The following is an 11,803-nucleotide window of genomic DNA, read 5'->3' on the forward strand; positions in this document are numbered from 1 at the left end:
GATTTGCGGCTCCGCCGCGTGGGCGCGACCAGCCAAAAACAACCCGCAGCTCACCGACCGCCGCGGAACAGCTCCAAGAGCTCCTGCTTGCCGAAAACCTGCGCCGCCTCCACAGCGGAAGGCGACCCGGCCGACGGATCGGCACCGTGCGCCATCAGAATGCGCACAACCTCCTCCTCCCCCTTGAAAACGGCGCCGGCCAAGGGCGTCTGCCCCCGGTCGTTCGCCTTGTCCGGATCCGCACCGCGCTCCAGGAGCGCGGTCACCGCGTCCGCGTGCCCGTGGTACGCGGCCAGCATGACGAGCGAATCACCGCGGTCGTTGGTGAGGTTGACCGGCACGCCTGCGTCCACGTAGGCGGCGAGGGTGGCGGTGTCACCGTGCCGGGCCAGGTCGAAGACCTTGGCCGCGAGCTGGAGCACCTCGGGGTCGTGGGCGGGTTCGGTCGACTCGGGGGTCGGTCCGGTCATGATGTGCGGTCCTCCGCTCGGGTTACCAACGGTTGCCGTGCTGACACATTCTGTGAAGCTGGAGGAGCTCATGGTGACCGTCCCCCAGCACCCAGGAGATAACCATGATCCTCTCCATCTCCGGCGTCGTCCTGCTCGGTGTCGTGGTGTTCCTGTTCTTCCGCAAGGACGGGCTCAAGGCTTCGCACCTGATCATCTGCTCCCTGTTCGGCTTCTACCTCGCCAGTACTGGAATCGCCCCGAGCATCAAGGCCGGCGGTGCCAGCCTGGCGAGTCTGCTGGGCGGGATCAAGTTCTAGCGGCGCCCGTCAGGAGACCGACGTGGGCCGGCGAGGACTTCCGCGCACCGTGCACCGGGGCCCCCGGCTGCCGCAGGGCCGGGAGTTCGTACAGACGGTCGCCGAGAGCGCCCGGGACGTCTTCCACCCGCTGATCGTCATCACCCGCGGTCTGCAGGCGCTGGCCGTCTCCGGGCGGCGGCGGTGGGCGCGGACCCCACGGGAGCGGCGCGGCTCGGCGGTGCTCCTGGTGGCCTCCTGCCTGGCCATCGTGGCGCTGGTGCCCTACGGGCCGCCGTTGGCCACGGTCTCGCTGCTGGCGGCCGGCGCCTGGACCGGCCGCGCCCGGCGGACGCAGCGGACGCAGGAGCCCGAGCCGGCGGAGACGGCACGGCTGCAGGCGCTGTACGAGGCCCTGGTGCCGTACCTGTCCGACCCGCAGGACCCGAGGCCGCTGTACGAGCACGGGGGCAGCTGGCGGAAGGCGTTCGACGAGTACGTCTTCGACGACCGGGGGCGGCTGGCCGCGCTGCAGCTGCGCTACCCGGGCTGGTTCACCGACGGCGAGAACGCGTCCCGCACCCGGATCGAGCAGCTGCTGCACCTCAAGGCCGGACGGGACCGGGAGTACGGCTTCGACTGGGACGAGTCCGCCAACCGGCTGTGCCTCACCGTGCTGCCCCCGCTGCCCACGGGCGTCCGCGCCCAGCGCTTCGTGACCGCCCCCGGGGAGACCGTGCTGGGCCTCACCGACCCCGCGGCGGTCCAGCGCACCCTGCCGGTGGCCGACGGCGACGAGCTGTACGACGCCTCGCCCGTGGTGTGGCGCACGGGCCCGCGCTCCGCCGAACCGCACCTGCTGGCGCTGGGCCGGCCGGGTGCGGGCGTCACCACCCTGCTGCGCTCGGTCCTGCTCCAGGCGCTCCCGCACGGCGACGCGGTGATCCTGGACGGCGGCGGCACCGGGGAGTACGCGGCGCTCGCCGGGCGCCACGGGGTGCTGGCCGTGGAGTCCTCGCTCACCGGGGCCCTCGCCGTGCTGGAGTGGGCGGGGCACGAGACGGAGCGGCGGCTCATGGCCGTCAACTCGGCACGGCAGCAGGGGCGTCCGGTGCCGGAGGACGCCCGCCGCCCGCTGTGGATCGTCGTCGACCGGCCCGCGGCGCTGAGCCGCCTCGCCGCCGCCCAGGGGCGCCCCGACCCGCAGACGCTGCTGCAGGTGCCGCTGTTCAACGGCCGGGTCGCGAACGTGACCGTCGCGATCGGCGAACAGCTCGACGCCGAGGGGCTGCTGGACGCCCAGGTGCGCGCCCAGGCCCTCGCCCGGGTGCTGCTCGGCGCGGTCACCCCCGAGCAGGTGCTCGCGGCGCTCGGCACTTCCGCGCACTCCACGACCGTCAACGACGTGCCGCCGGGCCGGGGTTACGCGCGGCTGGGCGCCGGTCCCGTGCACCGCCTGCAGGTGCCGGCCACGCCGGACCCGTACGACGAGGACGCCGGCGAGGCCGAGCGGCAGGCGGTGCTCGGCCTGCTGCCGGAGCCGCTGTTCGCGGCGCACCCGGCGGAGCAGGCCGAGCCGGCGGATCAGGCCACGTAGGTCCGCGGCGTCTCGGCCGCCGCGGTCGCGCCGCTGGCCACCAGGTGCGCGGCCTCGGCCAGCCGGGTGGCCGCCTCCTCCGCGACCGCGCCGTTGACGGTGAACGGCAGGCGCACGTAGCCCTCGAAGGCCCCGTCGACCCCGAACCGCGGCCCGGAGGGCACGCGCACCCCGAGCCGCTCCCCCGCCTCGGCGATCCGCGAGCCGGAGAGCCCGCCGGTGCGCGCCCACAGGGTCAGGCCGCCGTGCGGGACGGTGTACTCCCAGTCGGGCAGGTGCCGCTCGAGCGCCGCGACGAGCGCGTCGCGGTTCTCGCGGGTGGTGGAGCGCCGTATGGCGATGGACTCCTCCCAGCCCTCGGTGTTGAGCAGCCAGGTGACGGCGAGCTGGTCGAGCACGGGGGTGGCCAGGTCGGCCCAGGCGCGGGCGGCGACGAGGCTGCGGATGACGTCGGGCGCGGCCCGCACCCAGCCGATGCGCAGGCCGGCCCAGAAGGACTTGCTGGCCGAGCCGACGGTGATGACGGAGCTGCCGGCGGGGTCGAAGGCGCAGACCGGGCGCGGCAGTTCCACGTCCTCGTCGAGCACCAGGTCCGACATGGTCTCGTCGGCGATCAGCACGGTGCCCGCGGCCCGCGCCGCCTCGACGAGCTCGCGGCGCTGCTCCTCGGGGGCGAGGGCGCCGGTGGGGTTGTGGAAGTCGGCGATGACGTAGGCCATGCGCGGGGCGGCGTCCCGCAGCACCTGGCGCCAGGCCGCCAGGTCCCAGCCGGCGAGCCGGTCGGCCATGGCCACGGGTACCAGCCGGGCGCCGGCCTCGCGCATCAGCTGGAGGACGTTGGCGTAGGAGGGCGACTCGACGGCGACCCGCTCGCCGCGCCCGGCCAGCAGCCTGCAGATGGCGGCGACGGCGCCCATGGCCCCGGTGGTGACCATGATCTGCTCGGGCATGGTGGGGATCCCGCGGGCGGTGTAGCGGTCGGCCAGGGCCTGGCGCAGCGCGGGCAGGCCCGCCGGGTAGTCGCCGTGCGTGTGGGCGTAGGGCGGGAGTTCGCCGAGGGCGCCCTGGAAGGCGCGGGTCAGCCAGGGCTCGGGGGCGGTGAGGGCGGCGCAGCCCAGGTCGATCACCGAGCCGGCGGCCTCCGGCGGCAGCGGGTCCAGGCCCCGGGTGGGCAGCGGGTTCCCCGCGGGCACGGCGGTCCAGCTGCCCGCGCCGCGCCGGGACTCCAGGAACCCCTCGCCGCGCAGGGCCTCGTAGGCGGCGGCGACGGTGGTGCGGCTGACGGAGAGGGCGGCGGCCAGCTCCCGCTCGGCGGGCAGCCGGGCGGCGACGGGCACGCGGCCCTCGAAGACCAGCAGCCGGATGCCGTCCGCGAGGGACCGGTAGGCGGGCGCGCGGCGGCCGCCCAGCGGGGTCACGGTGCCGTTGCGGGAGTGCTGCGAACCGAGGAGGCGCGCCAACTGCGGCGCTCCCACCGAAGAAGTCCACTGACTCATCTTTCCGGTCCACCTTTCCGGGATTGGCCATGGATCTTGTCTTGACCCAGTCCACAGACTGTCACGTCTCAGGCCACTTGCACCACTGTCAAGGAGGACTCCGTGTCCGCATCAGGGGGGTCGCACCTCGCCCGCCGTGTCGTCCAGCTGTACGGCGGGCTCGTGCTGTACGGGATCAGCTGTGCGCTGCAGCTGCGGGCGGGGCTGGGGCTGGCGCCGTGGGACGTGCTCAACCAGGGGATCGCCCGGCACTCGGGCCTGACGGTCGGCACGGCCACGATCCTCGTCGGGGTCGCCGTGCTGCTGCTGTGGATCCCGCTGCGGCAGCGGCCGGGGCTGGGCACGGTCTCCAACGTGCTGCTGATCGGCCTGGTCATGGACGCCACGCTGAGCCTGGTGCCCGCGCCCGGGTCGCTGTGGGTGCGGGTGCCGCTGCTGCTGTTCTCGGTCGTCCTGTGCGCGCTGGCGACCGGTCTCTACATCGCACCCCGTTTCGGCCCGGGCCCGCGCGACGGGCTGATGACCGGGCTGCACCGCAGGACGGGTCGTTCGGTGCGGCTGGTGCGCACCTGCATCGAGATCGTGGTGCTGGCGGCGGGGTACGTGCTCGGCGGCACGGTCGGCGTGGGCACGGTGCTGTTCGCGGCCGGAATCGGACCGCTCTCGCAGTTCTTCCTGCGGGCGTTCACCCCGCGCCCGGCGGTGCGCAGCGAGCCCATGGCGTCCGGAACAGGGGCCCTGGTGCAGGAGCCGGAAATGCGAACCGGTAGTGTACGCCTTTGATCCACCGGACGGACCGTTACTGCGCGTTGAAGCACCAGAATCACAGGGTGACATCTGGTGCCTGATGTGACAAACCGGGCGGTGGTGGGTACAAAAGGGGCGGCACGACGGGCGACGCATGTCCCTCAACGGGGAATCTTCACCGCCGACCGGACGTTGACCGGATGACGACGACAGCGACACCTGTCCTGTGGGCGACAAGCCCGGGAGGCACGATTCATGAGTGAGCGAGCTCTCCGCGGCACGCGACTTGTGGTTACCAGCTACGAGACCGACCGCGGCATCGATCTGGCCCCGCGCCAGGCGGTGGAGTACGCATGCCCGAACGGCCATCGATTCGAGATGCCGTTCTCGGTGGAGGCGGAGATTCCGCCGGAGTGGGAGTGCAAGGCGTGCGGCGCCGTGGCACTCCTGGTGGACGGGGACGGTCCCGAGGAGAAGAAGGGCAAGCCCGCACGTACGCACTGGGACATGCTCATGGAGCGACGCACCCGCGAGGAGCTCGAGGAGGTGCTGGCCGAGCGGCTGGCGGTCCTGCGCTCCGGCGCCATGAACATCGCGGTGCATCCGCGGGACACCCGCAAGTCCGCCTGACGGCGGCGGGTACAGACCCGAACCGAGGGCCCGGGCCGCTGCGTTCGCAGCGGCCCGGGCCCTTGTCCGTCTCCGGTCAGCGCGGCAGCTGGGGGTCGTCGTAACGCGGCGCCGGGGGCTCGTCGTCCCGGATGACCTCGCCCTGGACGACCTTGCCGTCCGGCTGGTGCATGCGCGCCTGCCGGAAGGCGTCGCCGAGCGAACCCGGCGCCGGGGTGCGGTTCAGCCGGCGCTCGAAGCTCTTGCGGAGCAGGTTGCGGGTCGGCGGGAAGAGGCACAGCAGCCCCGCCGCGTCGGAGATCAGGCCCGGCACCATCAGCAGCAGCCCGCCCAGCATCGTCAGGGCGTTCCCGCCGCCCTCCTCGTCCCGGCCCGCGGGAGACGGCTCCTGGGGCTGCTGCATCGAGCGGGCCAGCCGCTGCCAGGCGCGCCGCCCCGCGCGCTTGATCACGTACGCACCCGCCACCACGCCCGCGGCCAGCAGGGCGGCGACGGTGACCCCGCCCGCCGCCCCGGCCACGAGCGTCAGCAGCCAGATCTCCAGGACCGCCCAGGCGGCCACCCCCAGCGGGACGAACCTGCGAGCCCCGCCGCGCCGGGGCGGACGGCCTGCTGGGGTGCCGGCGGACTGCTGCTGTGCTCCGAACGTCATGCCTCAAGTGTGCCTGGGCCGCGGCGGAACGGAGCCGCCGCACCCTGCGGCCGCAGCAGACCGCCCAGGAGCCGGCCCACCGCCCGGGTGCCGGGGCTGGAGGCGACCCTGACGAAGGCGTCGCGGGCCAGTTTGCCGACGGTGTTGGCCGGCATGAAGTAGTGCTGCATGTACAGCGCCGTCTTCTGGTGCTTCGCGATCTCCGGGCGCAGCTCCTGCTCCCACGCGCCGAGGGCGACGGCGATGTCCCCGGGGTGCTCGGCCAGCTTGCGGGCGAGCAGCTCGCCGCCCGCGATGCCCATGCCGGAGCCCTGGCCCGAGTGGAGCGTCATGCACCACGCGGAGTCGCCGACCAGCACCACCCGCCCCTGGCTCCAGCGGTTGATGTGGATCTGGCCGACCTGGTCGAAGGCGGTGGACTCCGCGCCGTCCATCGCCGCCAGCATCGGCGGCACGATGCGCCCGCCGAACCCGGCGAAAGCGGCGCGCAGCGCGTCGGCGGGCGGCTTGCGGACCTCGGCGGCGGGCCAGGGGGTGCGGTAGACGAAGAAGGCCACCGGCGGGTGGTCCACGTAACTGGTGATCCAGGCGGCGCGGCCGGCATCGGTGGCGATCATGCAGTCGCCGTCCTTCAGCCCCGGGACGGCCCGGTCCATCACACAGGCCGCGACGACGTGGCCGAAGTCCTTGCGGTAGAGATCCTCGGGCCCGAACGCCAGGGAACGGACGGTGGAATGGATGCCGTCGGCCCCGACGAGGAGGTCGGCGCTCTCCTCGGTGCCGTCGCCGAACACGGCCGTCACCCGGTCCCGGTCCTGGGTGATGCGCACCGGGCTCGCACCGTAGCGGATCTCCACGCGGCCGTGCACCTGCTCGTACAGCACCCGCTCCAGGTCGCTGCGGAGCAGGAGGAGCAGGGGGGTGCCGCCCATGGACTCCGGGAAGGACAGCCCGCGGGAGAGGCGGCCCCGGTGGTCCACCTCGAGCACGCGCCCGCGGGGATGGCGCCGGTCGGGTAACTGCCCGGCGATGCCCAGGCGTTCGGCCGCCCGGTAGCCCGGTCCGTTGAAGCGGACGAAGTAGCCGCCGGTGCGACGCTTCGGTGCGCGTTCGACGATCAGCGCGTCCCAGCCCGCCCGGTGCAGGGCGAGGGCCGTGGTGAGGCCGGAGATGCCGGAGCCGACGATCAGGGCACGGGGACGGCGTGAAGTGTGAGACGAGAGGGACGAGGGGGGCGTCTGTGGCGTCATATCGGCGACCGTAACACCGCGCAATACTGCGTGACCAAGTTTGAAATTCAGTCATACAGGTCCGGTGCGGCGGTTTTCGGCTAGCATCCCGGACCCATGGACGACGAGCGCGCCGAGCGCATTCTGGGGGCGGCCCGCGAGCTGCTGCTGCGCTGGGGCTACAAGCGGGTCACCGTCGACGACGTGGCCCGCCGGGCCCAGGTCGGCAAGGGCACCCTGTACCTGCACTGGAAGACCAAGGAGGAGCTCTTCACGACGCTCCTGCGGCGCGAGTTCGCGGCGATGCTCGCCGACGTGGCCGCCCGGATCGAGGAGGACCCGGCGGGCGTCCTCCCGCACCGGCTGCTGCAGTACGTGTACCTGCAGCGGCTCCGGCAGCCGATCGTGCGGGCGATCCACGCCGGGGACGACGAGGTGCTGGGCGCGCTGCTCACCACCGCACCGACCGGGGTGCCGCTGGCAGAGGAGTTGCGGATCCGCACGACGCTCGCGGACATCGTCCGCGCGCAGAGCCGGCACGGGCTGCTGGTGCCTGCGGAGCGGCTGGAGGAGCAGGTGTACGCGATCGACTCCGTGCTGATCGGGTTCTTCTTCACGGCCGGGACGCTGCCGCCGGAGCGTCAGGGGGAGTTGCTCGGGGAAACGGTCCGCGCCGCGTTCGAACCACAGCGGGCGGTCGGCGCCACGGCGGTGCGGGCTGCCGCCCGCGAGGTGCTGGACGTTCTGGGCGAGGCCCAGAACGCCCTTTGCCCGTAACGGGGTTGCCGCGGGATGGCAAGGCCGCGCCCGACGGACCAGGCCCCGTCAGACCGCCTCCGCCTCCACGATCGACTGCCAGGAGGCAGTCGGGACGACGCGCACCAGCCCGAACCCCGACTCCCGCAGGAGCGCCGCGAATTCGGACTCGGTGCGCTCCTTGCCCCACAGCGTCGACAGCATGATGATGTCCGCCGCCTTGCCGTAGTGCGGCTCGTTCCCGGCGGGGAGCACCGCCTCCACCACCAGCAGCCGGCCGCCGGGCCGCATCACTTCGCGCAGGCCGCGCAGGATGCGGACGGAGTCCTCGTCGCTCCAGTCGTGGAGGATGTTCTTCAGCAGGTAGACGTCACCGCCCCCGGGCAGCTTCGCGAAGAAGTCGCCGGGCTCGGTGCGCCAGCGGCCCGCGAGTTCGGGCACGTCGAGGATGTGCTCGCGGACCGTCTGCTCCTGGTCGAACAGCACGCCGGACAGACCGGGGTTGTGCTGCAGCACGGCCCGCAGCAGCCCGCCGCGGCCGCCGCCGACGTCGATGACGGTGCCCTCGGCGGGGAACCCGTAGGCCGCGGTCACGATGTCGTCCAGCGGACCGGAGAAGGAGGACATGCCGCGGTCGAAGAGCTTCTGCAGCTCCGGCTGCGTGGCCAGGTAGGCGAACAGCGGCATTCCGTAGGCCGCTTCGAAGGCCGGCACCCCGGTGCGCACGGCCTCCGGCATCCCGGCGACCGAGCGCCGGAAGAGCTCGTTGGTGAGCAGCAGCGTGCCGTCGTGCTGGGAGACGGGCGCGTCGACGCGCAGCAACTCCGCGGCGGGGGTGAGCCCGAAGGCCCCCTTCTCGTCCTCGCCGAACACCCCGCGGCTGGCGAGCAGCCGCAACACCCGCCGCAGGGACGGCGCGTGGGTGCCGGTGCGTCCGGCGATCTCCTCGGGCGTGAGCGGGCCGTCGGCCAGGCAGTCGGCGACGCCGAGCTCGACGACGGTGCGCAGCGCGCCGGAGTAGATGTGGCCGAGCATGAGGTCGATCAGGACGGCAGCGGGGTCACCGGTCGGTGCGCTGGAGAACGTCGACGTGTAGAGCGGGTTGCTGGGCGAGGTGGTCAACGGTCGTCTCCCGTTCATCGGCTGATACTGGTTGACACTTGACCCAATGTGTCAGCCCGACGCAGCGGCTGTCACCGGTGCTCCCGCGGGGAATGGCGCACTCCGGCGGGTTCCCGCAGTTCATTGGCCGAAACGCGACGGGGCCCGACGCACCGCCCGGCACCGGGTTTCGGCCTGCCGGTCCGGCAACGCCGAGGGGCGGGCACCGTCGCGGTGCCCGCCCCTCCTTCTGCTGTTGCCGGTCAGCCCCGGCCCAGCGCCTTTCCGACCTTGGCGGCCCGGGAGCCGATGCCCCAGGACGTCACCCGCCACAGGGCCTCCGCGACGATGTCGCGGCTCATCTTGCTGTCCCCCAGCTCCCGTTCGACGAAGGTGATGGGCACCTCCACCACGTGGAAGCCGGCCTTGACCGCACGCCAGGCCAGGTCGACCTGGAAGCAGTAGCCCTGGGAGGCCACCTCCTCCATGCCGAGGCCCTCCAGCGTCTCGCGGCGGAAGGCGCGGTAGCCGCCGGTGACGTCGCGCAGCGGCACGTCCAGGAGCAGTCGCGAGTAGGTGGAGCCGCCGCGGGAGAGGAACTCGCGGGACCTGGGCCAGTTGACGACCCGGCCGCCCGGCACCCAGCGCGAGCCGAGCACCAGGTCCGCGCCCTTGAGGGCGGTGAGCAGCCGGGGCAGCTCCTCCGGCTGGTGCGAGCCGTCGGCGTCCATCTCCACCAGCACGCCGTAGCCGTGCTCCAGGCCCCAGCGGAAGCCCGCCAGGTAGGCGGCGCCGAGCCCCTCCTTGCCCTTGCGGTGCAGCACCTTGACGTGGTCGTCGTCGGCCGCCAGCTCGTCGGCTATCTTCCCCGTGCCGTCCGGGCTGTTGTCGTCGGCGACGAGGACGTGCGCCTCCGGTACGGCCGACCGCACCCGGGCGACGATGGGCTTGATGTTCTCCGCCTCGTTGTAGGTCGGGATGATCACCAAGGTCGTGCCGAGCGGACCGTATCGCCGCTGACCACCGTCGTTCACTCTTGCCCCTTCTGTTCCGGTCGTCCTCGCCGGCCGATCAGGACCGCGGCCGCGCAGGACAGAAGGCCCACCATAGCGAGCGCCCATTCGGGGGCCGCACCCACGCGGTCCGCGACGGTCGTGCCGTCGCGCAGCGGGATGCGCGCGCTGATCACGTCCTGCGTGAACTCCCTGCTGCGCTGCAGCACTCGGCCGTCGGGGGACACGACGGCGCTGATGCCGCTGGTCGCGGCGGTCACCACGGCCCGGCCGTGCTCGACGGCCCGCAGCCGGGACATCGCCAGCTGCTGCTCGGGCTGGCCGGTGCGGCCGTAGGTGGCGTTGTTGGTCTGGACGACGAGCGCCCGGGCGCCGGCCGTGACGGTGTCGTGCACGATCTCGTCGTAGGCGACCTCGAAGCAGATGACGTCCCCGAGCCGGGCCGGGCCGACCTGCATCACGCCCGTGTGGTCGCCGGGGTAGAAGTCGCGGGGCACCCGCTGGAGCCGGGTGATGACCTTGCTGAGCTCGGCCCGGAACGGCACGTACTCGCCGAACGGCACCGGGTGCTGCTTGGCGTACGAGGCCCCGGGGCCGGTCTGCGGGTCCCAGACGATGCCCTTGTTGTCGATGTAGCCCGGTTTGCCCGGGTGGTCGACGAGGGCGCCGACGAGGACGGGCACGCCGACCGCCCGTACGGCCGAGTCGATGCGGTCGTACGCCTCCTGGTACTGGAAGGGGTCCAGGTCCGAGGAGTTCTCCGGCCAGATGACCAGGTCGGGCTTCTTCACCTTCCCGGCCCTGATGTCGTCGGCCAGCCGCAGCGTGGCGGAGACGTGGTTGTCGAGGACCATCAGCGGGCGGCCGAGGAAGTCCATGCCGGGCTTCTCCACGTTGCCCTGCACGATGGCGACGTTCACCGTGTCGTCGGCCTTCGTGGGCACCGGCACGGCGTACCCCGCGACGCCGACGGCCACCGCCAGGGCGGCGGCCTCCACGGCGGGCAGCAGGGCCCGCAGCCGCCGCCCCGCGCCGCGCGCCCGCCAGAGCGCCGCCGCGGCGTACGCCAGCAGCCCGCCCGCGAGGGCGACCGCGAAGGTCACCAGGGGCGCCCCGCCGAGCGCCGCCAGGGGCGTGAAGGGCGAACCGGTGTTGGCGAAGGCGAGCCGGCCCCAGGGGAAGCCGCCGAACGGCACCCGGTCCCGGGCCCACTCCTGCGCGATCCACAGGCAGGCGCCCCACAGCGGCCAGGCGGGCAGCCGCGAGGTCAGCGCGAGCCCGGCGCCGAGCGCGGCGACGAAGAGCGCCTCGACCAGCGACAGGCCCGTCACGGCGTCGTAGCCGACGACGTGCAGCCAGCGCAGCAGGCAGAAGAAGAAGGGGAAGGCGAAGGCGAAGCCCGTCCACGCCCCCTGGCGGGCCGTGCGCCCCCGGGTGAGCAGGGCGAGCGCCGCGACGGCGACGACGGACAGCGGCCACACGTCGTACGGCGGGAAGGCCACGGCCAGGGCCAGTCCGGCGGCGGCCGCGAGGGCCGTGCGGGGGACCTCGCGGCGGACGAGCCGGGCCAGGCGCACGGCACGGCGGGGGCGTGCCGGGGCCGCCGTGTCCGGTGCCGGTGCGGCGTCGGTCACCGCGGCTTCGGGAGAGATTTCGGGGCCCGGGGGCACGGTCGCGCCTTCCTGACAGCTTCGGGGTGCAGAAGCCGACCGTACCCGAAGCCGCTGAATGGGGGCCCGGCGTCCTTCGGGCCGGCCCGGGCACCCGCTGGCTGCGGCGGCCGAGAGCCGTTGTCTACTGAACGTCCGGGCCCCACCCGGGTCGCACCTGCCGG

12 protein-coding genes are annotated in these 11,803 nt (G+C 73.4%); 5 read left to right on the forward strand and 7 right to left on the reverse strand.

Annotation, left to right across the window (positions count from 1 at the left end; translation table 11 throughout):
* Positions 1–50 precede the first annotated feature (50 nt).
* Positions 51–470, reverse strand: coding sequence for an ankyrin repeat domain-containing protein (locus ACLHRZ_RS25165; protein WP_490420783.1), 420 nt, complete (start codon positions 468–470; stop codon positions 51–53).
* 104 nt (positions 471–574) lie between these two features.
* On the opposite strand from ACLHRZ_RS25165, the gene ACLHRZ_RS25170 reads away from it, so the two are divergent.
* Positions 575–769, forward strand: a complete 195-nt coding sequence (locus ACLHRZ_RS25170) for a hypothetical protein (protein WP_490420784.1) — start codon at positions 575–577, stop codon at positions 767–769.
* Positions 770–791: 22 nt separating this feature from the next.
* Positions 792–2,345: a hypothetical protein gene (locus ACLHRZ_RS25175; RefSeq protein WP_490420785.1), complete on the forward strand. Its 1,554-nt coding sequence runs from the start codon at positions 792–794 to the stop codon at positions 2,343–2,345.
* Here the strand turns inward: ACLHRZ_RS25175 and ACLHRZ_RS25180 are convergent.
* Complete coding sequence (locus tag ACLHRZ_RS25180) at positions 2,333–3,841, reverse strand: SCO1417 family PLP biosynthesis transcription factor (protein ID WP_490420786.1); 1,509 nt, start codon at positions 3,839–3,841, stop codon at positions 2,333–2,335. The two genes, ACLHRZ_RS25175 and ACLHRZ_RS25180, sit on opposite strands and share 13 nt — an antisense overlap.
* 102 nt (positions 3,842–3,943) lie before the next feature.
* On the opposite strand from ACLHRZ_RS25180, the gene yczE reads away from it, so the two are divergent.
* Both yczE and ACLHRZ_RS25190 read left to right on the forward strand, forming a co-directional pair.
* The gene (gene yczE, locus ACLHRZ_RS25185; RefSeq protein ID WP_490420787.1) at positions 3,944–4,624 is read left to right on the forward strand and encodes a membrane protein YczE; all 681 of its coding nucleotides are present in this window, start codon (positions 3,944–3,946) and stop codon (positions 4,622–4,624) included.
* Positions 4,625–4,843: 219 nt separating this feature from the next.
* Positions 4,844–5,218, forward strand: a complete 375-nt coding sequence (locus ACLHRZ_RS25190) for an RNA polymerase-binding protein RbpA (protein WP_004948858.1) — start codon at positions 4,844–4,846, stop codon at positions 5,216–5,218.
* A gap of 76 nt (positions 5,219–5,294) precedes the next feature.
* On the opposite strand, the gene fxsA is transcribed toward ACLHRZ_RS25190, so the two are convergent.
* Positions 5,295–5,870 carry an FxsA family membrane protein gene (gene fxsA / locus ACLHRZ_RS25195; protein WP_490420788.1) on the reverse strand — a complete coding sequence of 192 codons (576 nt, stop codon included), beginning with the start codon at positions 5,868–5,870 and terminating at the stop codon, positions 5,295–5,297.
* Positions 5,867–7,120, reverse strand: coding sequence for an FAD-dependent monooxygenase (locus ACLHRZ_RS25200; RefSeq protein WP_490420789.1), 1,254 nt, complete (start codon positions 7,118–7,120; stop codon positions 5,867–5,869). The genes fxsA and ACLHRZ_RS25200 overlap by 4 nt, the downstream gene beginning before the upstream one ends.
* A gap of 96 nt (positions 7,121–7,216) precedes the next feature.
* Here ACLHRZ_RS25200 and ACLHRZ_RS25205 point away from each other — a divergent pair, with 96 nt between their 5' ends.
* A complete protein-coding gene (locus ACLHRZ_RS25205; RefSeq protein WP_490420790.1) occupies positions 7,217–7,876 on the forward strand; it encodes a TetR/AcrR family transcriptional regulator in 660 nt (219 codons plus the stop codon).
* Between the two features lie 48 nt (positions 7,877–7,924).
* Here the strand turns inward: ACLHRZ_RS25205 and ACLHRZ_RS25210 are convergent, their stop codons facing one another.
* The 3 genes from ACLHRZ_RS25210 to lnt form a co-directional block, all read right to left on the reverse strand.
* Positions 7,925–8,995: a methyltransferase gene (locus tag ACLHRZ_RS25210; RefSeq protein WP_490420791.1), complete on the reverse strand. Its 1,071-nt coding sequence runs from the start codon at positions 8,993–8,995 to the stop codon at positions 7,925–7,927.
* A gap of 224 nt (positions 8,996–9,219) precedes the next feature.
* Entirely contained in the window at positions 9,220–9,990 is a 771-nt protein-coding gene (locus ACLHRZ_RS25215; RefSeq protein WP_490420792.1) for a polyprenol monophosphomannose synthase, read from the reverse strand.
* On the reverse strand, positions 9,987–11,639 hold the full coding sequence (gene lnt, locus ACLHRZ_RS25220; RefSeq protein WP_490420793.1) for an apolipoprotein N-acyltransferase: 1,653 nt from the start codon (positions 11,637–11,639) through the stop codon (positions 9,987–9,989). Before lnt ends, ACLHRZ_RS25215 begins: the two co-directional genes overlap by 4 nt.
* Positions 11,640–11,803: the final 164 nt, after the last annotated feature.

It is taken from the genome of Streptomyces sp. AM25 (assembly GCF_058146165.1).

Coding starts and splice junctions, on each gene's coding strand:
- ACLHRZ_RS25165 (WP_490420783.1), bottom strand. CDS start 470: ATGACCGGACCGACCCCCGAGTCGACCGAACCCGCCCACGACCCCGAG.
- ACLHRZ_RS25170 (WP_490420784.1), top strand. CDS start 575: ATGATCCTCTCCATCTCCGGCGTCGTCCTGCTCGGTGTCGTGGTGTTC.
- ACLHRZ_RS25180 (WP_490420786.1), bottom strand. CDS start 3,841: ATGAGTCAGTGGACTTCTTCGGTGGGAGCGCCGCAGTTGGCGCGCCTC.
- ACLHRZ_RS25190 (WP_004948858.1), top strand. CDS start 4,844: ATGAGTGAGCGAGCTCTCCGCGGCACGCGACTTGTGGTTACCAGCTAC.
- fxsA (WP_490420788.1), bottom strand. CDS start 5,870: ATGACGTTCGGAGCACAGCAGCAGTCCGCCGGCACCCCAGCAGGCCGT.
- ACLHRZ_RS25200 (WP_490420789.1), bottom strand. CDS start 7,120: ATGACGCCACAGACGCCCCCCTCGTCCCTCTCGTCTCACACTTCACGC.
- ACLHRZ_RS25205 (WP_490420790.1), top strand. CDS start 7,217: ATGGACGACGAGCGCGCCGAGCGCATTCTGGGGGCGGCCCGCGAGCTG.
- ACLHRZ_RS25210 (WP_490420791.1), bottom strand. CDS start 8,995: ATGAACGGGAGACGACCGTTGACCACCTCGCCCAGCAACCCGCTCTAC.